The organism is Paraburkholderia sp. AV2, from assembly GCF_054968425.1.
On record NZ_JBANLK010000017.1, the window covers coordinates 1 to 21,358 of the forward strand.

Below are 21,358 nucleotides of genomic sequence, written 5' to 3' on the forward strand. Positions count from 1 at the left end.
TGATGGACATGGGCGAGACGGTGGCGCGGCTCACCCAGGCGCGACAGCAGCATGAGGAACTGTCACAACTCGCACAGAAGCATGGTGCGCAGACGGTGACTTCCGGTCAGGCCGAGGCCGCCCGCACCATCAAGGCGCAGAACGAGGCGATCAGGGGCGGGCAGAAGACGGCGGACAATCCCTCGCCGGAACTGACGCGCCCGGATGTGGTAGTGGCCAGTGCGGCGGGCATTGCGACGACGGCGACGGACAGCACGCACATGGCGAGCGTGAACGACCACGCGGTGACGGCGGGGCGAGACTACAGCGCCTCGGTTGGGCGTTCATACCACATCTCGACGCGCGGTTCGATCTCGCTGTTCGCCTACCAGGACGGCATGAAATTCTACGCGGCGAAGGGCGCGCTCCAGATGCAGGCGCAATCCGGGCCGATATCGCTGGCGTCGTTCGGGGACTTCACGATCAGCAGTTCCAGCGGAACGGTCATTATCAACGCGAAGACCGAGGTATGGATCGGAGCGGGAGGCTCGTACATCCAGATCAACGGCGACGGGATCATCAACGGCTCGCCGGGACCGATCCTCGAAAAAACCCCGGACTGGGACGCGCCTGCCGCGTCGTCCATGCGCCTGCCGCTACCCGCGATGCCCGTGACACCGATGACACAGAACGCGGAAGAACTGTATTCGCAGACGTTCGATGTGAGTACGGTTGCCGCAAACCGGGGAGACGGTCTGACGCTCGCCAACCAGCCCTACCGCATCTACCTGCCGGACGGCACGCTCGGGCAGCAGGGCATGCTGACCGATGGGGCAACGCTGACAGTCAGCACGGCGGAACCGGTGAAGGTGAAGTGCGAGGTCGGGGCCGGAGACTGGGGCGTCGTGGAGGACGCCTACGACCATGAAGAGCTTGCCGACGGCTTCGCCTGATATCTGCCGTTTTTTTAAAGTGACTTGTCAAAGGTAACACATGGCTCATCCGCATCACCCGCAGCAACCCGCCGCGCCCCAAACCCCACCATCGCCCTATGTGCAGGTGACGTTCGTATTCAGGGACACCCTGCAAAAGCCGATTGAAGGGCTGTCGGTGCAGATCAAGGGCGGCACGGGGACACCCGCCGCGCCTGCATGGACATTCGGTCAGGCCACTGACGGCTCACCGGCACCGGACCCTTCCGTGCCCCTGGTGGACAACAAGACCGAAGTTGCCACGGACGCGGACGGTTACGCCATGACCATCCAGAACGCCGCGCGCAACCAGCCGATTGACGTTCTGGTGAAGAACCGGCGCGGCGAGTATGTCTGGAAAGCGACGGTGACACCCAAAAAGGATATCAGCGCGTTCACCATCGTCAGCCCCGAGTACCACATCGAAGCGACGACGAAGCTGACGCCGAAGGAGGAACTGGAGCAGAACCTCGATCTTCCGGTGGTCAAGGATGGCGAGGTCATGACCATCGAGCGCCTGGTCCACGACTTCGGGCCGTACATCGGGTGGTCGCAGAAGGTGACCGAGCAGGGGAAGGTCAAGAAGGATTTCCCGGAGAAGCATAGGGAGACGACGACGGATGACAAGACCGGGAAGAAGAAAACGACCACCACCATTGAGCACCACTACAAGGTCGTGGATAACGGAAAGCCACGAACCGTCGTGCTGAATGTGCTGGGGTCACGATTAAATTATCCGAATCCTGCCGCGTTCACTGAGGATCATTTCAACTATTTGGCGACATCTTTTGGATGTGAGGCAGCAGCAGTAAAGGCGTTGACAAAACAAGAGACGATTGGAAAGGGTAAATGGGTATTGGATCATGGATTTGATTCCAATGGTCTACCGAGAATTCTGTTTGAGCGGCATCATTTTTATGATTTTACGGCCCCTCCAATTGATAAAAAAACTAAAAAACGCCCACCACACCCTTACGCCTTGAAGTATCCGGATATATGCAATCCTAAAAGCGGAGAATTTGGCGCAGAGGGTCTTCACCAATATGAACGATTTGTTAGAGCGACAAATCTAGACTTGGATGCGGCGATTATGTCGTGTTCTTGGGGGGGATTTCAGGTTTTGGGTGAGTACTATGAATCATGTGGATGCGACTCACCAATTGAATTGGTAAATGAGTACATGAAAGGAGTTGATGCTCATGTTCTTATGTTTGAAAAATTCATGAAAAAAGAGAAGGCATTGGCGATTCATGGATTGGCGAATAAGAAATGGGAGGAGGTGGCGTCTTCCTACAATGGCACTAAGTGGAAGATTCATAATCCGAATTACGCTGCCGATTTGGAGGAATTTTATAATGAGCTCAAGTAGATTATTTGCGGGATTGATTTGCATTTTATTGGCGCAGATTGCAAGTGCCGGGACGTTAATTACCTTTAGTGATCCGGGGCTCGTGATTTTCGAGTCTGAGCATGGGATTCAGGGCTACTATGTGGCAACTGAAAAGGGAAAGACGTGTGATTTTTTCATATTTCAGGCACCGGGCAGTGCTTGGAAAGATATTGGGGGTGATGGACGTTCCATTGAGGTAAATACATTCTCTTTGGAGATTGGGCAATTTCAATATGAGCAGCGGAATTCGATATATGATACTCGCGGCAAAATAAATAAAAATCAAGATGAATGGACTATGAGAACAAACGTGGAGCCTCCGGGATGTGGGGGGGGAGTTGGTGTTTTTTCTAGGAGTGGAAAAATTCCTGATTACCGATATTTTGAAAATAAAAAAATCCAAGCGACTGGGATTCGAGTTGTTAGAAAAAAGACAATTTTGCATAATGAAATTGATGGCCGATATATCAAACGAAGTGGTTATTTGACTCAAGATGACATTGTTGCGCTCGTGGAGACGCGGGATGGCTTTTCCTATGTTCGTTATTTCGATCCCGATTATTTCAGTGAGTCTGTCGGCAAAGTTACAACCGGCTGGGTTCATACCGCCGACCTCGTAGATCCGTTCCCACCCGCAGCCGAACACTAAGGAGAACTTGCATGATCGATCTCATCCGGCTCGGTGACACCACCGACCATGGCGGCGAAGTCGTCACCGCCTCCAGAACCATGCGCTACAAGGGCGTCCGCGTTGCCCGCAAAGGCGATGAGGTGAAGTGCCCGCAGCATCCCGACGTAAGCCCGAACGTGATTCTCGAAGGCGATCCGAAGATACGCGACAAGGGTGTACCGGTTGCGCGGCAGGGGCATCACGCCACATGTGGATGCAGTCTGATATCGAGCCTTAAATGACTTGTCCGGGCCGCTGACGCGGCCTGATTCCACCAAGGGAAATTGATGGACCGGACCAAACTCACCGTTGCCCTCCCAGTCGAACTGATTGACTGGTTGCAGGCCACGCCCTGGAATTACGGGTTCCTTGCGCTGATGCGCCGGATCAATGCGAACCCGGCCATCGATCCGGCCGGCACGGCCAGCCTGCCTGCTACGGAACCCTTCAGGGTCGGCCAGAAGCCGAGCCTGATTTTCGCGCCCAGCGAGATCGCGGACGCGAAGGTCGTCAACGGCAAGCTGCGCATCCGCCTCTACAGCCTGGGCATGCTGGGCCCGAACGGCCCGCTGCCGATTCACGTCACGGAAATTGCCCGCGAGCGCGAAGAACTGCGGGGCGACCCGACGCTCAGTAACTTCCTCGACATCTTCCACCACCGCTCGCTCACGCTGTTCTACCGCGCCTGGGCGTCAACGCAGTCCGCCGCCAGCCTCGATCGGCCCGACGACGACCGGTTCTCGCGGTACGTGTCGGCACTGGCAGGCCATGTGCTGTGGCGCGAGCGGCCTGCCCCGCTGCCCGTGCATGCGCGCCTGTCGGCTGCGCCGCACCTGGTGCGCCAGAGCCGCAACCCGGACGGGCTGCGCAGCACCCTGGCCCGCTATTTCGGCGTGCCGGTGGAGATCGTGGAATGCGACCCGCACTGGATGCCGATCGAACCGGAGTGTCGCAGTCGCATGGGCGGGAAGCGGATGTCGTCATGCCTGGCGATGGGGGCGATGCTCGGGGATATGGTGCCCGACCGGCGACAGCGCTTCCGCATCGTGATCGGACCGCTCGACATGGCGGACTACCACCGTTTCACACCCCGGGGTAACGATCTGCTCAAGCTCATCGAGTGCGTGCGGGTATTCGTGGGCCGGGAATTCAGCTGGCAGCTGGACCTGAAGATCAAGCCGCAGAGCGCCACGCCTGCGGTGATGGGCGACTCGCACCAGCTTGGCTGGTCCACCTGGCTGGGCGCGTCCCTCGGAGATCAGCCCGTGCAGGGCATGCTGTTCGAACCCGAAAGCTATGTGCCGCAGTTGCGGGAAAATGCTGCAAACCGGTCGGGCAGCGTTGGGGGCGCAAAGCGATAGCCCTGACATCAATGGCGTGGAAAACCCGTTCGGTGTTCCCTTTGCCTTGACGTGTGTGATGCAGCATCCCCAATCCACCTGTCGACGTAATTCTCCAACAGGTGCCTGGCCAAAATGGCTAGCCGGAGGCCACTTGCTCGAACGTTTTACAAGACATCTCTTTAGCGAGAAACAAGTGCTGATAACGTAAATCGTAACGACGGGATGCCCTACCCCTCCCCTTCCAACATCATCGTGTTCGTCAACGCCCGCACCGCACCGCGGTACACATCGCTATTGCGCCCGCCACTCAACAGCGCGTCCAGCAGCCTGCGCTGCAAAGCCGTGCGCACCTCGCCAGGCGGCAGGATGCCGTCGAACCCGGCGAGCGAGGTCACGAACGCCGGCGCCTGTGCCGGAGGGGACTCTCCCGCCAGCCATGGCGCAACGCCGGGAACGGCGGCGATCAACGCGACGCGCTCCTCCCAGATCACGAAGCGCGCGAGACGTGCAAGCAGACTCTCGCCCGGCGGAGCATACGGGCAGGGTGGCCGCCGCGCCATCCACTCGAGCAGACGAGCCGCCTCCATCGGCCGCGCGATCGCGTAGCCCTGGGCACCGTCGACGTCCAGCACGGTCAGCGCGCGCAACAGATCAGGCGAATCGATGCCCTCCGCCAGCACGAGCTTGCCCAGCGCGTGGCCCAGCCGCGTCAACTGATAAATGAAGCGCAGCACGTCGAGCGCGTCGTCGCGGTCGACCCGCGCGATCTCGCGGTCGATCTTGATCGAGTCGAACGGCAGCTCGCGCAGCCGTGCAAGCCCGCTGTGGCCGGAACCCAGATCGTCCTGCGCCAGCAGCACGCCAAGCTCGCGAAAGCGCGTGAGAATCGCCCGTTGCCCCTCGCCGAGCGATAGCGATTCGTTCTCCAGAACTTCCAGCGTGAGGCGAACGGGGGGGCAGGCATGCGCTTCGAGCGCCGCCCGCGTAGCCTCGAAATAGCGGATGTCGTTGAGCGCCGAGGGCGGAAGGTTGATCGAGATTTCCAGGTCGAGGCCATCGCGCAGCCAGCGGCCACGGTCGGCCAGCGCTTCGTCGACGCCGCGCGCGTAAAGCGCAAGCAGGTCGTCGGAGGCGAGCGCGCGAAGGAACTCGTCGGGCTGAAGCAGGCGTTCGCCGTCGCGCAGCCGCGCCAATGCCTCGACCTTGACGACGTCCCAGGTGCGCAGGTTCAGGAGCGGCTGATAATGCATTTCCAGCGCCCCGGTGCGCACGAGCGCCGCCCAATGCTGGCGCAGGCTCACCGGCACGGCCTCGCTGATGCCGTCGTGGGTCTGGATGCGCAATGCCGCGCAGCCCAGCAGCGTCTGCAGCAGATCGATGAACGCCACCTGGTGAGGCCCGATGAATCCGCCGGGAAACGCGCTATACAGCATGAGAATCGCGATCGGCGGCTGGCCGGGCGCGGCAAGCGGAATCGCCACGGAAGAGCGCAGCCCCAGGTCCTTCGCCACGTTGCGCCACTGCGCCACGAGCGGATCGGTCTGATAGTTGACCACGCGCTCGGGCTTGCCGCTGCGCCATGCCCGCCCGATCGCCCCCTGCCCCTGCGCATGATCGGCGCGCACGCTGACGGCGCGGCCCGATTCGGTCAGCAGCTCGATCAGCCCTTTGGGCACCCCGGCGCCCGTGCCCGCCTCAAAGTGGAAGATGCCCAGACCATCGGGCCTGCCGATGGTGCACGCCGCGGTTTCCTCGTGACCGGAAAACGCCTTGACGAGATGGTCGATGAAGTCCGTGTAGCCATCCGCTTCCCACACGATGCGCGTGACGCGCAACAGCACCTCCTGCTGCGAATCCTGCACCTCCTGATAAGCCTTGAGCTGCCAGGCGAGATCGGAAGTGAGACGGCGCGCGTAGAACGAAAGCGCGTGCCCGCTCACCTGGGTGCCGATCAGCTTGTACAGCAGCTCCTGCAGAATGCCGCGGCTGCGCGCGAGCTCCTCCTTGTCGAGCCCCACGATCGCATGGATGCGGCCGATGCGCAGCGCCATGTCGGCATGGTCGTGCGTGGTGAGGCCGGGGTTCGCCAACGCGAGGAGATTCTGGATCTGCTTCGACTTGAGATGGTCGAGCTCGTCCGCCGACAGCATTTCGAGGATGCGCCGGGACTTGGGGAGGCGGGCCAGCTCCTCGTAGAACTGGTTCACCACGAGGGCTGCATAGCGATGCAAAGCCTCGATCAACGTTTGCATTCTTCGAACCTTGACGGGTCCTGACTAAGTCCTGGGTGGCGGACGGGCACCACGCTGGTGCGGGTTCCTTGCCGGATCTGGGCGACGCAGACGAAATGATAAGGCATGGCCCCGGTCGGACCGGCGGGTTTTGGGGGCGAAGCGTGGGCTGCCCGACGTAGCGGGACGGCAGCCCATGGGCAAATGAATCCTGCCTCCGCATGATCTGCATGCGCCAGGAGTGCGCTACCTCCCTGATCCGGGTGGGCCGCCCCCTCGCGCCCCGCCCTTACCCTGCATCGACGCAGCCCGGGGCGCGCACGAGACTACCGTCCGCTGCGCGCGGGTCAGACTTGCGCCTTCGGGAGACAAACGCGAGTCGGACCGCTTCATGGCACCGGGTTCCTTGAAAACAACAGAAGCAGGACAGGCGAGCGCGGGCATGCGCAAGCCTCTCCATGACAAGGCCCACATCATGCATGCACAAACCGCACTTCCCGTGGCAGGCGAATTCGACTATCTGGTGATCGGGGCCGGCTCGGCCGGTTGCGCCGTGGCGGGCCGCCTCAGCGAGGATCCCACGGTGCGCGTCGCCGTGCTCGAAAACGGCGGCCCTGACGATCACTATCTGATCTGGACGCCCATCGGCCTCGCCAAAACGGTCGTCAAGCCGGGCCCATACAACTACGGCTATTACACCGAACCTCAGCCGGGCCTGAACGGCCGCAGCAGCTACCAGCCGCGCGGGCGCGTCCTCGGCGGATCGTCGTCGCTGAACGGGATGGTGTACATCCGCGGCCATCGCAAGGACTACGACGACTGGGCGGCGAACGGCTGCGCGGGCTGGGGCTTCGACGAGGTTCTGCCCTACTTCAGACGCAGCGAGAACAACCGGCGCTTCGCGGGCACCGACAACCCCTGGCACGGCACCGAAGGCCCGCTCTACGTCAACGATCTGCGCTCGCCCAATCCGTTCAGCCGGCAGTTCCTGCTTGCCGCCCAGCAGGCAGGCCACACGCTGAACGACGACTTCAACGGCGCCGAGCAGGAAGGCTTCGGCTTCTACCAGGTGACGCAGCACAACGGCGAACGCTGGAACGCGTCGCGCGCCTACCTGCATCGCGGCGAAACCGCCGGCGGGCGCTACAACGGCGGGCGCGGCAACCTGCACGTCCTGACGGGCACCCAGGCGCTGCGGCTCGTATTCGAGGGACGCCGCGCCGTGGGCGTGGTCGTCGTGCGCGACGGCGTCGAGACGACCCTGCGCGCTCGCCGCGAAGTGATCGTGAGCGGCGGCGTCTTCAACTCGCCGCAACTGCTGATGGCCTCCGGCATTGGCCCCGCCGCGCACCTGCAATCGTTCGGCATCGAAGTGCGCCACGACCTGCCTGGGGTCGGCGAAAACCTGCAGGATCATCTCGACATCGTCATCAACATGCAGCTCGACAGCAAGGACCTCTTCGGCGCGACGCTGGGCGGCGGCCTGCGCCTCCTCAGGGAGATCCGCCGCTACCGGCGCGAGCGCACCGGCATGCTCACCTCGAACTTCGTGGAAGCGGGCGCCTTCGTGAAGAGCCGCCCCGAACTCGACCGGCCGGACCTCAACCTGGTCTTCACGGTCGCGCTGATCGGCAACCGCAACATGGGCAGCCGCCGCAAGCTCGGCCACGGCTATTCCGGCCACGTCTGCGTGCTGCGCCCCGCAAGCCGCGGCCATGTGCGCCTGCGCTCGCGCGACATGCGCGAGGCGCCGCTCATCGATACGCGTCTTCTCAGCGCGCAGAGCGACATGGAAACGCTCATCGCCGGCATCCACATGATGCGCAACGTCTTCAGCCAGCCCGCGCTCAAGGACCTGGGCGGGCGCGAGATGAAGAGCGAAAGTTTCGCCGACGAAACCAGCCTGCGCGCGTTCGTTCGCGAGCACGCCGACTGCCTCTATCACCCGGTGGGCACCTGCCGCATGGGCAGCGGGAACGATCCGCTTGCTGTCGTCGATCCCCAGTTGCGCGTGCACGGCTGCGAAGGGCTGCGCGTGGTCGACTGTTCCATCATGCCGAGCCTGATCGGCGGCAACACGAATGCTCCGGCGATGATGATCGGCGAAAAAGCCGCCGACATGATCCGCAAGTCGGCACGCTGAACCCCCAACCCTGCATTGCCCACACGGCACGAGAACCAGGACAATCCGCATGACTACTCTGCATGACGAAACGTTTCGCCCAGGCGTCGATCCGCTGCCCGCCACCGCCGCCACCATCGCGGCCCACGAGCGCGCCTTGCGCGAACTGCCGCCCGACGACCCGCTCGAAGAGGCCGACGCGTCGCGGGGCTTCATCGGCACGATCCCGGATGCGGAAATTCGCGGCGCCTATGGCAATCTGGTCTGGAGCCTCGCGGACTACGCCTTCCTGGATACGCCGCAGGCGCCCGACACGGCCCACCCGGCGCTCTGGCGTCACGCCCGCCTCAACACGCTGCACGGGCTCTTTCGCGTGACGGAACGCATCTACCAGGTGCGCGGCTTCGATGTTTCCAACATCACGTTCATCGAAGGCGAGAGCGGGCTCATCGTCATCGACCCGCTGACCTGCACGGAGACCGCCGCCGCCGCGCTCGCGCTCTACTACGCACACCGTCCGAAGCGCCCGGTCGTCGCCGTGCTCTACAGCCACAGCCATGCCGACCACTTCGGCGGCGTGCGCGGCGTGGTCGACGAAGCGGACGTGCTGGCTGGCCGGGTGAAGATCTTCGCGCCGTCCGGCTTCATGGAGGCCGCCATTGCCGAGAACGTGACGGCGGGCACGGCGATGGCGCGCCGCGCCCAGTTCCAGTTCGGCCACACGCTGGCGCGCAATGCGTGCTGCCAGATCGACGCGGGCATGGGCAAGAACATTCCGCGCGGAACCATCACGCTGCTCGCGCCCACGCATCTCATCCGCGAAGAGACGGAAATCCACGTGATCGACGGCGTCGAGATCGTGTTCCAGCTCACGCCGGAAAGCGAAGCGCCGGCGGAAATGCACTTCTACTTCCCGCAGGAACGGGCGCTCAATCTGGCCGAAAACGGCACGCGCTCGCTGCACAATCTGTGTCCGCTGCGCGGTACCCAGGTGCGCAACGCGCAACTCTGGTCGCGCTATCTGGGCGCCTCGCTCGATCGCTACGGACGTCAGGCCGAAGTGGTGTTCGCCCAGCACAACTGGCCGACCTGGGGCAACGCGCGCATCGTCGACTATCTCGAAGCGCAGCGCGATCTCTACAAGTTCCTGCACGATCAGACCGTGCGGATGATGAATCACGGCCTCAATGCGGCGGAAATCGCCGAACAGCTCCGCCTGCCCGACGCACTGCACGCGAAATGGCATACACGCGGTTATTACGGCACGCTCTCGCACAACGTGAAGGCGATCTACCAGCATTACCTGAGCTGGTACGACGGGAACCCGGCCAATCTGCACGCCTTGCCGCCCGAGGCCTCGGCCGTGCGCTACGTGGAATACATGGGCGGCGCGAGCGCCATGCTGGAGCGCGCGCGGCGCGACTTCGAACGCGGCGCATACCGCTGGGTCGCACAGGTCATGAACCATCTGGTGTTCGCGCAACCCCAGTTGCGCGAGGCCCGCGAGCTGGGCGCGGCGGCGCTGGAGCAAATGGGCTACCAGGCCGAATCGGCCACCTGGCGCAATGCGTTCCTGCTGGGTGCGCGCGAACTGCGCGAGCGTCACGATACGTCGACCCAGTTCGGCGCCCGCAGCCGCGACATGATCTGCGCGATGACGGCGCCGATGTTCTTCGATTACCTGGCCGTGCGGCTGGACGGGCTCAAGGCGCAACATCTGAAGGCATGTATCGTGTGGCGCTTCACCGACGTCGACGAAACCTGGACGCTGAGCCTCAAGCACGGTGTCCTGAGCTGCTCGGCCGTGCCGCCGGGCGGGCACCCGGAGCTTGTCGTCACCATGACGCGCGAGACCCTGAACGCCATTCTCTGCGGCGAAACGGGCTTCCAGGAAGCGGTGAAGGCGCGCGCGATCGTGCTCGAAGGCGATGCGGGCGTGTTCGGCGCCCTCTTCGGGGCGCTCGACCAGTTCGACGGCGGCTTCAACGTCGTCGAGCCATGAGGCGATGAGGCGGCCGCAAAAAGCCTGGCTCCCGCCGCGCCGTCCTTTTACGTCCCTCGCCGCCGACAGCCCTCACACCGCCGTCACATAACGCGGCGCGGGCGGCGTCACGCGCGGCGCGGGCCCCACGGCCTCGCCGCGCGCCCGGCGCATCTCGTCGGCCGGACTCAGGCCGAACAGGCGCTTGAACTCGCGGCTGAACTGCGAGGCGCTCTCATAGCCCACGCGCGTCGCCGCCGCGCTCACATTGAGGCCGTCGTGCGCAATCAGGAGGCGCGCGTGATGCAGGCGCGTCGTCTTGACGTACTGCATCGGCGACGTCGATGTCACGGCCTTGAAGTGCGCGTGAAAGACCGCGAGGCTCATGCCCGCCTCGCTCGCGAGCGTGTCGACGTCGAGCGTGCCGCAGTAGTCCGCGTGAATACGCCTCAGCGCCTTCGCAATGCGCCCGAAGTGGTGCTGGTGAGCCAGCGCCGCGCGGATGGCATCGCCCTGCACGCCCGTCAGCACGCGATAGATGATCTCGCGCACGATCGAGGGCCCGAGAATGCGCGCGTCGCACGGCGCGGCGAGCGCTTCGACGAGACGCAGCACGGCGTTGGAGAGCGGCGCATCGAGTTCGGTGGCGTAGATGCCGCGCGGCTCCGAAACCGCGTTGCCGCGCGATTCGTTCAGCGCCATCAGCAGCTCCGCGACCATCGTGAGATCCACGCGGATCGAAATGCCGAGCAGCGGCTTGTCCGGGCTCGCCTCGGTCTCGCATTCGAACGGCAGCGGCACCGAAAGCACGAGGTACTGCTGCGCGTCGTACACGAACACCTGCTCGCCCAGAAAACCGCGCTTGCGTCCCTGGCAGACGATGAAGATGCTCGGCTCGTACATGACCGGCGTGCGCGGACGCGCCACGCTCGCGCGCATGAGGGTCACGCCTTCGAGCGCGGAGGGATTGGGGCCGTCGCGGTGCGTGAGCCGCGCGAGCAGCTCGACCGTGCGGCGGTGCGTGGTGTCGCCCGTCGGGTCGACGGGTTCGTCGTGGGCGGGGTCGCCGGACGGCGCAATCAAAGCCTGGATCTGTGCCATATCGTATGTGCCCCTAATGCAAAGGCGTAGCAGAGGAACAGGCTCGAAATCTATCACCAATCTCGCGCTTACGCCGACCGCCAGGAGAATCAGGCAAGTCTTCGATAGATTCAGGTATTCCCTGGGTGGGTCCCGGTCCTTAGGATGGGAACCCTGCCGCCACCCCCGGCGCACATGCACCAACAGGAGCGCACCTACATGTATCCGACTTACGGTTATGCCGCCAGCAACGCCAGCACGCCACTCGCGCCGTTCGAATTCCAGCGCCGCGACCTGCGCGAGCAGGACGTGCGCATCGACGTGCAGTTCTGCGGCGTATGCCACTCCGACCTGCACCAGGCGCGCAACGAATGGCGCAACTCGATCTATCCGGTCGTGCCGGGCCACGAGATCGTCGGCCGCGTGGCCGAAGTGGGGCCGGGCGTCCAGCGTTTCAAGGTCGGCCAGCTCGTGGGCGTAGGCTGCCTCGTCGATTCGTGCCGCACCTGTGCAAGCTGCGCCGAAGGCCTGGAACAGTATTGCGAAAACGGTTTTGTCGGCACCTATAACGGTATCGACCGCGTGAACGGCGAAACCACCTACGGCGGCTACTCGACGCAGCTCGTGGTCGACGAAGCCTTCGTGCTGCGCGTGCCCGAGAACCTCGACGCCGCGGCTGCCGCACCGCTGCTCTGCGCCGGGATCACGACGTACTCGCCGCTGCGCACGTGGGGCGCGGGGCCCGGCAAGAAGGTCGGCGTCGTTGGCCTGGGCGGTCTCGGCCACATGGGCGTGAAGCTCGCGCACGCCATGGGTGCGCACGTGGTGCTGTTCACCACGTCGCCTTCGAAGATCGAAGACGGCAAGCGCCTCGGCGCCGACGAAGTCGTGATCTCGAAGGACCCGGAGCAGATGCAGGCGCACGCGAACAGCTTCGACCTGATCGTCAACACCGTGGCCGCGCAGCACGACCTGAACCCGTTCATCGAGCTCTTGCGCCGCGACGGCACGATGGTGCTGGTTGGCGCGCCCGAGCACGATCACCCGTCGCCGCAGGTGTTCAACCTGATTTTCAAGCGGCGGCGCCTCGCGGGCTCGCTGATCGGCGGGATCCAGGAAACGCAGGAGATGCTGGACTTCTGCGGGCAGCACGGCATTACGTCGGACATCGAAATGATTGCGATGCAGGACATCAACGCCGCTTACGAGCGCATGCTCAAGAGCGATGTGAAGTACCGCTTCGTGATCGACCTCGACACCCTGCGCGCTGCTGCCCGTTAAGCAAGACCGACACCGCCCGACCTGCCGGGCCGTCGGTTCCTGACGGCCCGCCCGCCTCCCGCACTCCGCCCGGCGCCGCGCGATCCCGCGTAGCGCCGGCGCCCGCCCCCTCAACCGCCGCGCGCCCTTCTCCGCAGACGCCGGCACCGCGACCCGCTCCATTCGCTTCGCGGCTCAGCGCTTTCTCGCAGCACTGCGGATCTCTCAAGTCAGTAACCAGGAGCTTGCCCGTGATCGACCGTATCCAGGCGATGCGTACCTTCGTTCGCATCGTCGACACCAACAGTTTCACGAAAGCCGCACAGTCGCTCGACATGCCGCGCGCGAGCGCGACCACGATTCTGCAAAACCTCGAGGCGCTGCTCGGCACCCAGTTGCTCGTGCGCACCACGCGGCGTCTCTCGCTCACGCCCGAAGGCGCCGCCTATTACGAACGCTGCGCGCAGATCCTCGCCGACATCGACGAGGCCGAGGCGAGCGTGCGCCAGTCGCCCGGCGGCATCACCGGACGCCTGCGCGTGGAAATGCCGGGCCTGATCGCCAACGCGATCGTGCTGCCCGCGCTCGACGATTTCCACGCGCGCTATCCGCAGATCGACCTCGTGATCGGCGTGAGTCTGCGCAACGTCGACCTCGTCGGCGAAGGCGTGGATTGCAGCATCCAGCTTGGGCGCCTGCCCGACTCGGGGCTCGCGGCGCGCCGGCTCGGCGTGCTCGAGCACGTGACCTGCGCGAGCCTCGCGTACCTCGAACGGCGCGGCTCGCCCGGCTCGCTCGACGAACTTGCGGCGCATCAGGTGGTGAACTTCCTCTCGCCGCTCTCGGGCCGCCCGCTCGAATTCGACTTCGAGGTGGACGGCAGCGCGACGAAGGTGAAGGTGGACGGCTTCGTGCACGTGAGCGACGACCTCGCGTACCTCACCTGCGGGCTGCAGGGGCTCGGCCTCGTGCAGCCGCCGCGCCTCGCGGCACAACCGTATCTGGACAGCGGCTCGCTCGTCGAGGTGCTGCCGCAATGGAAACCGCTGCCCACCCCGGTTTCGGTCGCCTACGTGAAGACGCGCCAGGTGTCGCCGCGCGTGCGCGTGTTCGTCGACTGGCTCGCCGAGCTGTTCGAAGGTGCGGGGCCGATGAACCGCGATCTCTCGCGGGTGCGCCAGTTGCTGGGTGGATTGCAGTACGCGTGACAGATGGCCATGGCCCGCGTAGCCGCCTCGCGGGCTCATGCAAACGGCGCGCGTCAGGCGGGCCGCGTGAGCGCCATGCCCCGTCGCGCGTGAAAGCGCGCGACGGTCTCGTAGGGAAGCCACGCATCCGCCTGGTAGGGCGCCACGCCCGACGGATTGTGAAACCAGACCCCGCCATCGCCGCGGCCATGCAGCAGGATCAGATGGCCGCCGCGCTCCTGGTTGGGACGCTCGGGCCGGCGGATTTCGGCACTAACCGAAACGATGGCCAGCGTATCGGCCGAAACGCGCGCGGCCGTGTCCTCGATCGCCTCGTCGGTCATCACCTCGACGCACACGCCGAATTCTGCCTCCACCCAATCGGCAAACGGACGATAGATCAGTCCGTCCACACCGCCGTCCTCCCGCATCCGATAAACGCCGTGCCGTAAAGCGGCTTCGAGCAGATCGGCACGCGTGCCGTGCGCGATGCCCCAGTAGTCGAGCGCCGATTCGAGGCAGGCGAGCCCGCACAGACGCTGCGCCCAGAAACGGTAGGCATTGGGTTCGTCAAAGCCGCTGCGGCGCCATTGCGGGTCGCCGCACGGATCGACGCCATCCTCGGCGATGCGTGCAACCCACCCGGGGCTGCCCCACTGACTGAAGTAGGGCACGCCGTGATTTCGCACGGTCGTTTCGTCTTGAACAGGATTCACGCGGTTGGCACGCCCGAAGGCGCAGGAAAGTCGGAAACACGCATAGTCTCAGCGAGTCTGCCTCGCCGCAACACCCAAGTGCAATTATCCTGCAGACAGCAAATGTTTCACTTACCAAAAGGAGTCTTACAAAAAGCCGCGACGGCGGCAAATTATGCGTTTAGAATATTGTCTCCGCGATGCCGGCAGCCGGCATCGCGGTCGCGGCAAGCACACCGCCGCACGCCACTACTACTCAAAAACTGAATCCACGATTTCCCCCCCAAGGCATGTCGAACGTTGGACATTCACCCGACTCGGCCACGGTTGCGGAGCGCGTGCGCGAGCTGATGAGCCGTCATGGCATCGGCAAGCGCCAGCAGACAACCGAGCTTTGCCGGATCCTCGATCTCAGCTTTTCGCAAGGGCACCGCAAGCTGCGCGGCAACAGCCCGTGGACGCTCGCGCAAATCAAGAAGGTCGCCGAAGCATTCGGCGAACCGGCAGGCCAGCTCTTCGGCGCCCAGTTGCTCGATCCGGGCGTGGTGGGCGCGACCGCCCAGGAAGCCCTGCTTTGCGTGAGCGCGGCCGAACTGCCGTGCACCGCGTGGATCGGCATACCGGTCGAGGCGGGCAGCCGTCCCGAGTTCGTCGCGTACGAGAAGCAGGGCCAGTGGCGCGTGGTGCGTCCGGACGGCGCGCTCTATCAGAACGCGCGTGAAGTCCACAAAATCGAGATCTATCCGCGCCGCGCCGAAGCCGACAAACCGACGATCGCCGTGGTCGACGACGACCGCGCCTCCGCCGACAACCTGCGCGATTATCTCGAACACACCGGCTATGCGGCCCAGGCGATCTACGGCCTCGCGGCCTTCGAGGAAGCACTGGAGAACCAGGTGTTCGACGGCGTGGTGATCGACTGGCTGTTCGGCTGCCAGACCGCCGCCGATGCGATCCGCCGGATCCGCGCGTCCGAGAATCCCGAAGCACCGATCTTCGTGCTGACCGGCGAGCTGCTCACCGGCAAGGCGAGCGAGTCGGACATCAGCCTGGTGGTGCGCCACTACAACGTGGCGTGCTACGAAAAGCCCGCGCGCATGGCGATCCTTGTCGCCGATCTTTCGAAACGTCTCAATCGCGGTTAGTCGCGGTTGAGCCGCGGCACGGCCAGCGCGCGCTGCAAGGCGCGGCGCAGTTCCTCGTAGTGAACGGGCTTCGTCAGATAATCGAAGAACGGGCTGACGTTGCCTCCTGCGGTAAGCGCCGCGACATCCGCGCTCACCACGATCACCGGCGGCCGCAAGCCCGTGGTCGCGCCGGCGTCGAGCCCCGCGACGAACGCATAGCCGTCGCGGCCCGGCATGTGCAGATCGAGCAGCACGACGTCGCATGACTGCGTCGACACCAGCGCGAGCGCACTGTCGGCGTTGGCGGTCGCGAGCGGCGCGTAACCCATGTGCGCCGCCATCTCGCAGAGCGACTCGCGCACGAGCGGATTGTCGTCCACCACGAGCACGCGCGGGCGGCGCGGTGCGTCGTCCGCCACGCGTCCGGTGCCGGCGTCGGCCAGCGCCTCCACGGGAGCAACCGGCAGCGTCACGGTGAAAGTCGTGCCTTCGCCCACGCGGCTGTCGGTTCCGATCGTGCCGCCGAACAGGGCCACGAGGCCGCTCACGATCGCGAGCCCCATGCCCGCGCCTTCGTAGCGGCGCGAGCGCGAACTGTCGAGCTGCGTGAACTCCTTGAAGATGAGCGGGATCTGCTCGGGCAGCACGCCCGGCCCGGTGTCGCTCACGACGATCGCCAGCGTGCGCCCCTCCAGCACGAACTCGATGCACACCTTGCCGCGCTCGGTATAGCGGATCGCATTCGTCACGAGATTGTTGGCGATCTGGCGAATGCGATGCGGATCGGACACGATCTGCTGCGCCGCCCCGCGCCACGCGTGCTCGAACGCGAGCCCCCGGCCCAGGGCGGCGGCCTCGTTCTGATCGACGATCGACTGCAGAAGCTCGCGCGGATCGAACGGCTCCTCGCGCAGTTCGAGCTTGCCCGCGCCCAGCCGCGCGTAGTCGGTGAGATCCTTCATCTGCGCTTCGAGCTGGCGCGCGGCGGTGTCGAGCCGCTGGATCACCTTGTGGTCCGCTTCGGAATGCGAATTGAAACCGAGCAGCTCGATCGACGAGACGATCGCATGCAGCGGCGTGCGCAGTTCGTGGCTGATCATCCCGAGGAACGCGTCCTTCGCCGTGCTCGCCTCGCGCGCGGCGCGGCTCGCCTGGTGCTCGGCCTCGAGCGCCGCGTGCTGCTGGCGCAAGAGGCGCGTGCGCCGGTAGCCGTTCATCACGAGCAAAACGGCCGCCGCGGCGGAAAGCACGAGCAGCATGAACCCCGCTGCGAAAAGCTCGCGGCGCCTCGTGATGAAGTCGCGGCGGATGTCCTCGCGCTCCATGATGTCGGCGTAACGGCGGTTCAGCGAGAGATCCGTGACCTCGGACCAGTGCTCGCGCAGCACCTCGACCATCGGCATGATGCGCGCGGGCTCGCTATCGAGCGCGGCGAGCTGCGCGTCGAACGACGCGATTGCCGCGTCGAGCGAGGCGAGGTCGGCCTGCTGACGCTGCATGAGCGCGGGCATGCCGACGAGCGAACGCGTCGAGCCCTTCATGACGTTCAGCTTTGACTGCAGCACGGCGTAGCGCAGCCGCAGCGTTTCGAGATCGAGGTCCGTGCCGTTCGCGTAGAGCAGCAGCTGGCTTTCGAGGCGCGCGTAGGCGATCTGAAGCTGGGCCGCATCCCAGTAGAGGCCGTCGTAGTTGCCGGTGATGCGCTGAACCACGCGCGGATTGAGCAGGTTCGCGTACATCACATAGCCGACCGCCGCCACTGGCGGCGCGAGCGCGACGATCCAGACCAGTAAATGCATAAAGCGCCGCAACCGCCGATGCATCACACCCCGCTCATTGCTTGATTGTCATCGACTTGATCTGCCAGGCGAACTTGGCGTCGCCCGCGGAACCGTCCAGTTCCTGCGGATACTGGTCGCGCGGATAGATCAGGAACAGCGGGCCGAAATCGCTCACCTCGAGGCGCTTGCCGTTCATCGCATAGGCGAGCACCACGCCATAGTGCGCGGCGTCGGCCACCGGCACGGTGCAGGTGTAGTCGTCGATGGTATGGATCTCGATCTCGCTGCCGTAAGCGCCCACGGCCTTGAGCACGTCGGAGAGCAGCGGTCCCGTGAAGGTGGAGCGCGGCGTCCAGGTGGTCGAGGTGGCGATCGCGTGCATCGGCAGCTTGAGCAATTGCGCCTCGGTGAAGTGATAGGCCGTGTGCGCCGCGTTGTTCGTCACGTGCACTTCGCCGTCGATGTCGAGCGAAAGCGGCACGAGCGGCGCGGCATGCGCCGCCGCACTTCCGGCCGCCAGCGCCATTGCGGCGGTCCAGCGCCGCCAGCCTGCAGGTCCCCACATCCTTTCAAACCCCTTGTTGCATCGTTCTTCGTCTGGCCGATTCCTGGCGCCCCCCGGCGTGCCAGCAGGCGCGCCCGAGCATAGGCATAATATCGTCAAACTTTGAACCGACAATAGCCGTCGCGGCCGCGCCACGGGTACGGCCCACCGGTTTGCGCCGCTATTTCCGCTTCCGAAGAGATGAACAAACCTGTCGTGCCGCTCACCTACGAACAACTCGATCACTGGGTCGAATCGCTCCAGCCGCTGCTGGTGGCAGAAGATTTCGCCGCCGTGATCGGCATCCTGCGCGGCGGTGCGCCGCTCGCGCTGATGGTCTCGCACGCCACGGGCGCGAACGTCGCCTTCCTGCGCTACGACCGCGAGACGCGCGAAGTGCGCTGGGACTCGACCCTGCCGCTGCCCGAGCCGGGCTCGAAAGTGCTGCTGTGCGAGGACATCGCGGGGCGCGGCAACACGCTCGTGGACTGCATCGCTTTTCTGAGCGAGCACGGCCTCGTCGTGCGCACGCTCACGGGCGCCTACGACGACCTTTCGCGCCTGCGCCCGGACTACTCGATCGACGCGAGCGGCTACTTCGCGCTGTTTCCGTGGGAGCGCCAGGCGTACACCGACCGCTACCGCGCCGACTGGACCCGCGACGGCGCGAAGGAAGGCACGCTGATGGCCGACGACCACGAATACGCGGTCTACGCGATCGACCTGGACGGCGTGCTGCTGCCCGACCTGCCGCTCGAACGCTACGACGAGAACCTCGACGCCGCGCTCGCCGAACGCGACGCGCTGCTGCCCTTCGAGCGCATTCCCGGCGTCGACATGAAGCGCACGCGCGCGATCATCACCGGGCGGCCCGAAATGGACCGCATGCGCACGCAGGACTGGCTGGAGCGTTTTGGCTTCGGGCATCTGGAGCTCGTGATGCGCGCGCCCGACGAGCACGACGACACGCCCTCGGGCGCGGCCGAGCACAAGGCGGCCGCGGCGATCCGCTGCGGCGTCACGCATTTCATCGAAAGCGACCCGGTCCAGGCCATCTTCATCGCCCAGCGCGCGCCGCTCCTGCGCGTGATCTGGTGGAACGCGCACACGCGCACGGGCACGCTCATCGGCGCCTCGGCCTGGAGCTGAGCGACCGCGGGCGTTCCTTCCGTTCAGCCCTCGGCCTGCCCCCGCCCTTCTTCCAATGCCCGCGCCGCGCGCTGCGACGCCACGACGATGAGCTTCATCGTCGCGCGCGTCGCGCCGACAAAGAGCTTGCGCGCGGCGCGCTCGTCGAACGCGTCGAAATCCACCTCGGTCAGGATCACGCAGGGCGCGGATTGCCCCTTGAAGCGATAGACGGAGTCGAGCAGCACGTCGCCCTCGCGATACTGCGGGTTGCCGAACAGGTCGTACTGCCCCGTGAAGCTGCGCAGACGATGCGGCCCCAGATGGTCGAGCGCCGTGAGCTGCGAATGCTCGCGCCCGCGAAACGACAGCACCACGATGTCCTGCTTGCGAAACCCAAGCGCAAGCGCCTGGGTGATTGCGCGCTTGGTGGCCGCGGCTACGGGCGGCTCGCCGGCGGCGTCGGCCCCGGCGGTCTCGTCCCAGGCGGCGAGTGCGACCTCGGAGCCGTCGAACGGGCTGCCCGCCGCGAGTTCCGCCAGCGCGGGCGCGGCCGGGCCGGCGGCATCGCGCAGGAAGGCCAGGATATCGCGCGGGCTGCGGTAATTCGTGCTCTCGCGCAGCACGGTCCAGCCCGGCAATGCCACCGGTTCGCGCAAATAGAGGTTCTGCAACGGATCCTCGAGCCACCACCACGACGCGGCGAGGGCCAGCAATCGTTCCAGCGCTGCGACCCAGGCCTGCTGGAAGTCCTGTCCCTCGTCGACGATCAAGACGTCGAACCGCCAGCGTTCGTCGATGGGCGCCTGCGTGAAGCGACGCTCCAGTTCCTCGAATACGTTGCCGCCTTCGAAATCCGGCACGTGGCCGCCGTCGCGCGCCACCCAGTCGCAAAGCTGGTGATAGTTCGCCACTTTCGCCCCGGGCGGCGCGACCTTCGCGATATGGTCCGCGAGCGGCCGGTTGAAGCACACATAGAGCGTGCGCTGGCCGCGCGCCACCGCGTCTTTCATGACCTGCACCGCGAGCTGCGTCTTGCCCGAACCCGCCGTGCCGATCACGCGCAGCCGGAACGGCGCGAATTCGAGCCGCCGCGCCCAGGTGGCGAGCCCGCCCGCAAGCCGCGTGACGAGCGTGCCTGCCGCGCCGACCAGCGCGCTGGCGTCGGGCGCGAGCGAAAGTTCGTCGGCGAGGAAATGGTGGATTTTCGCCGCGCACGGCAAGCGCGGTTCGTCGGCGGGCAGCGCCCCGAGCACGATCGAAACGAGCTGCGACTTGCGTGCCGCATCGACGATGCGCGCCGGATTCACGCCCGCGATGGCCGGATCGCGCACGACATGATCGGGGCAATACAGAAGCTCTTCGAGGCAGTACGTGCCCGCCCCGAATGCGGCGGTGAAGCGGCGGTGCAGCCCTTCGACGGTGCGCGCGAGCGCGACGGCCACATTGCGCTCGGTCTGCAGATGCGCCTTCACGAGCCCGTTCGGCGTCTCGCGCAGAAAACCCGTCTTCTGTTCGACGATCATCACGCGGCCCGCCGGGCTCACGATCACGAAGTCGACTTCGCCGAAGACGGAAAAACCTTCGGCCAGCCGGGTCCAGTGCACGCCGTGATAAACCGTATAGCCGCCCGGCAGGCCGCGTTCGAGGAGCGCGAGCGTTTCGCGTTCGCGCGCGGCGGCGCCGGCGGCTTCGAGGTGTTGCCAGTTGTCGGGGACGATGCGGGCCATGGACGATCCTCGCGGCAGTTTGCTGGGGGTATTCTAGGGCCTGTCATCCGTTGGAAGTGGTCGTGAAGCGCCCGTAAAAAAACCGTAAGGGATGCGATCCGGCAAAGACCCTGCCGGATCGTGTATCGTTTCGCCCTGC

General features: G+C 65.1%; 17 protein-coding genes. 11 read left to right on the top strand and 6 right to left on the bottom strand.

Translation table 11 applies throughout. The features are described 5' to 3' along the window. The 5 genes from V8683_RS14130 to tssG all read left to right on the top strand — a co-directional run. Positions 1-932, top strand: a 932-nt coding sequence (locus tag V8683_RS14130; protein ID WP_462880651.1) for a DUF2345 domain-containing protein, incomplete at its 5' end; no start/stop codon positions are given. Between the two features lie 40 nt (positions 933-972). After that, positions 973-2,319, top strand: a complete 1,347-nt coding sequence (locus tag V8683_RS14135) for an N-acetylmuramidase family protein (RefSeq protein WP_411191461.1) — start codon at positions 973-975, stop codon at positions 2,317-2,319. After that, the gene (locus V8683_RS14140; RefSeq protein WP_411191462.1) at positions 2,306-2,989 is read left to right on the top strand and encodes a hypothetical protein; all 684 of its coding nucleotides are present in this window, start codon (positions 2,306-2,308) and stop codon (positions 2,987-2,989) included. The genes V8683_RS14135 and V8683_RS14140 overlap by 14 nt, the downstream gene beginning before the upstream one ends. Before the next feature lie 11 nt (positions 2,990-3,000). Continuing rightward, on the top strand, positions 3,001-3,252 hold the full coding sequence (locus V8683_RS14145) for a PAAR domain-containing protein (protein WP_411191463.1): 252 nt from the start codon (positions 3,001-3,003) through the stop codon (positions 3,250-3,252). A gap of 45 nt (positions 3,253-3,297) precedes the next feature. Then, complete coding sequence (gene tssG, locus V8683_RS14150; RefSeq protein ID WP_411191464.1) at positions 3,298-4,371, top strand: type VI secretion system baseplate subunit TssG; 1,074 nt, start codon at positions 3,298-3,300, stop codon at positions 4,369-4,371. A 209-nt stretch (positions 4,372-4,580) separates the two neighbouring features. Here the strand turns inward: tssG and V8683_RS14155 are convergent, their stop codons facing one another. Next, on the bottom strand, positions 4,581-6,605 hold the full coding sequence (locus V8683_RS14155) for an EAL domain-containing protein (protein WP_411191465.1): 2,025 nt from the start codon (positions 6,603-6,605) through the stop codon (positions 4,581-4,583). A gap of 454 nt (positions 6,606-7,059) precedes the next feature. On the opposite strand from V8683_RS14155, the gene V8683_RS14160 reads away from it, so the two are divergent. Continuing rightward, complete coding sequence (locus V8683_RS14160; protein ID WP_462848305.1) at positions 7,060-8,727, top strand: GMC family oxidoreductase; 1,668 nt, start codon at positions 7,060-7,062, stop codon at positions 8,725-8,727. Between the two features lie 49 nt (positions 8,728-8,776). After that, positions 8,777-10,708, top strand: coding sequence for an alkyl/aryl-sulfatase (locus V8683_RS14165; protein WP_411191469.1), 1,932 nt, complete (start codon positions 8,777-8,779; stop codon positions 10,706-10,708). 72 nt (positions 10,709-10,780) lie between these two features. Here the strand turns inward: V8683_RS14165 and V8683_RS14170 are convergent, their stop codons facing one another. Further along, positions 10,781-11,788 (bottom strand): AraC family transcriptional regulator, encoded by a 1,008-nt coding sequence (locus V8683_RS14170; protein ID WP_411191470.1) that lies wholly within the window; start codon positions 11,786-11,788, stop codon positions 10,781-10,783. A gap of 198 nt (positions 11,789-11,986) precedes the next feature. On the opposite strand from V8683_RS14170, the gene V8683_RS14175 reads away from it, so the two are divergent. Continuing rightward, positions 11,987-13,048, top strand: coding sequence for an NAD(P)-dependent alcohol dehydrogenase (locus V8683_RS14175; protein ID WP_411191471.1), 1,062 nt, complete (start codon positions 11,987-11,989; stop codon positions 13,046-13,048). Positions 13,049-13,278: 230 nt separating this feature from the next. Then, positions 13,279-14,235 carry a LysR family transcriptional regulator gene (locus V8683_RS14180; RefSeq protein ID WP_411191472.1) on the top strand — a complete coding sequence of 319 codons (957 nt, stop codon included), beginning with the start codon at positions 13,279-13,281 and terminating at the stop codon, positions 14,233-14,235. Positions 14,236-14,288: 53 nt separating this feature from the next. On the opposite strand, the gene V8683_RS14185 is transcribed toward V8683_RS14180, so the two are convergent. After that, on the bottom strand, positions 14,289-14,903 hold the full coding sequence (locus tag V8683_RS14185; RefSeq protein ID WP_411191473.1) for a C39 family peptidase: 615 nt from the start codon (positions 14,901-14,903) through the stop codon (positions 14,289-14,291). Positions 14,904-15,199: 296 nt separating this feature from the next. Between V8683_RS14185 and V8683_RS14190 the strand changes: the two genes are divergently transcribed. Then, positions 15,200-16,054, top strand: a complete 855-nt coding sequence (locus V8683_RS14190) for a helix-turn-helix domain-containing protein (RefSeq protein WP_411191474.1) — start codon at positions 15,200-15,202, stop codon at positions 16,052-16,054. Here the strand turns inward: V8683_RS14190 and V8683_RS14195 are convergent. Next, a complete protein-coding gene (locus tag V8683_RS14195) occupies positions 16,051-17,835 on the bottom strand; it encodes an ATP-binding response regulator (protein WP_411191476.1) in 1,785 nt (594 codons plus the stop codon). The two genes, V8683_RS14190 and V8683_RS14195, sit on opposite strands and share 4 nt — an antisense overlap. Positions 17,836-17,869: 34 nt before the next feature. Beyond that, positions 17,870-18,382 (bottom strand): putative pterin-binding protein, encoded by a 513-nt coding sequence (locus V8683_RS14200; RefSeq protein WP_411191478.1) that lies wholly within the window; start codon positions 18,380-18,382, stop codon positions 17,870-17,872. A gap of 180 nt (positions 18,383-18,562) precedes the next feature. Here V8683_RS14200 and V8683_RS14205 point away from each other — a divergent pair, with 180 nt between their 5' ends. After that, complete coding sequence (locus V8683_RS14205) at positions 18,563-19,510, top strand: phosphoribosyltransferase (protein ID WP_411191479.1); 948 nt, start codon at positions 18,563-18,565, stop codon at positions 19,508-19,510. A gap of 23 nt (positions 19,511-19,533) precedes the next feature. Here the strand turns inward: V8683_RS14205 and V8683_RS14210 are convergent, their stop codons facing one another. After that, entirely contained in the window at positions 19,534-21,219 is a 1,686-nt protein-coding gene (locus V8683_RS14210; protein WP_411191480.1) for an ATP-binding domain-containing protein, read from the bottom strand. Positions 21,220-21,358 lie beyond the last annotated feature (139 nt).

What these genes read in the sequence shown, in the direction of transcription:
- V8683_RS14205 (WP_411191479.1), top strand. Translation starts at nt 18,563, where the DNA reads ATGAACAAACCTGTCGTGCCGCTCACCTACGAACAACTCGATCACTGG.
- V8683_RS14145 (WP_411191463.1), top strand. Translation starts at nt 3,001, where the DNA reads ATGATCGATCTCATCCGGCTCGGTGACACCACCGACCATGGCGGCGAA.
- V8683_RS14200 (WP_411191478.1), bottom strand. Translation starts at nt 18,382, where the DNA reads ATGTGGGGACCTGCAGGCTGGCGGCGCTGGACCGCCGCAATGGCGCTG.
- V8683_RS14210 (WP_411191480.1), bottom strand. Translation starts at nt 21,219, where the DNA reads ATGGCCCGCATCGTCCCCGACAACTGGCAACACCTCGAAGCCGCCGGC.
- V8683_RS14175 (WP_411191471.1), top strand. Translation starts at nt 11,987, where the DNA reads ATGTATCCGACTTACGGTTATGCCGCCAGCAACGCCAGCACGCCACTC.
- V8683_RS14135 (WP_411191461.1), top strand. Translation starts at nt 973, where the DNA reads ATGGCTCATCCGCATCACCCGCAGCAACCCGCCGCGCCCCAAACCCCA.
- tssG (WP_411191464.1), top strand. Translation starts at nt 3,298, where the DNA reads ATGGACCGGACCAAACTCACCGTTGCCCTCCCAGTCGAACTGATTGAC.
- V8683_RS14170 (WP_411191470.1), bottom strand. Translation starts at nt 11,788, where the DNA reads ATGGCACAGATCCAGGCTTTGATTGCGCCGTCCGGCGACCCCGCCCAC.
- V8683_RS14160 (WP_462848305.1), top strand. Translation starts at nt 7,060, where the DNA reads ATGCATGCACAAACCGCACTTCCCGTGGCAGGCGAATTCGACTATCTG.
- V8683_RS14195 (WP_411191476.1), bottom strand. Translation starts at nt 17,835, where the DNA reads ATGCATTTACTGGTCTGGATCGTCGCGCTCGCGCCGCCAGTGGCGGCG.
- V8683_RS14155 (WP_411191465.1), bottom strand. Translation starts at nt 6,605, where the DNA reads ATGCAAACGTTGATCGAGGCTTTGCATCGCTATGCAGCCCTCGTGGTG.
- V8683_RS14165 (WP_411191469.1), top strand. Translation starts at nt 8,777, where the DNA reads ATGACTACTCTGCATGACGAAACGTTTCGCCCAGGCGTCGATCCGCTG.
- V8683_RS14190 (WP_411191474.1), top strand. Translation starts at nt 15,200, where the DNA reads ATGTCGAACGTTGGACATTCACCCGACTCGGCCACGGTTGCGGAGCGC.
- V8683_RS14140 (WP_411191462.1), top strand. Translation starts at nt 2,306, where the DNA reads ATGAGCTCAAGTAGATTATTTGCGGGATTGATTTGCATTTTATTGGCG.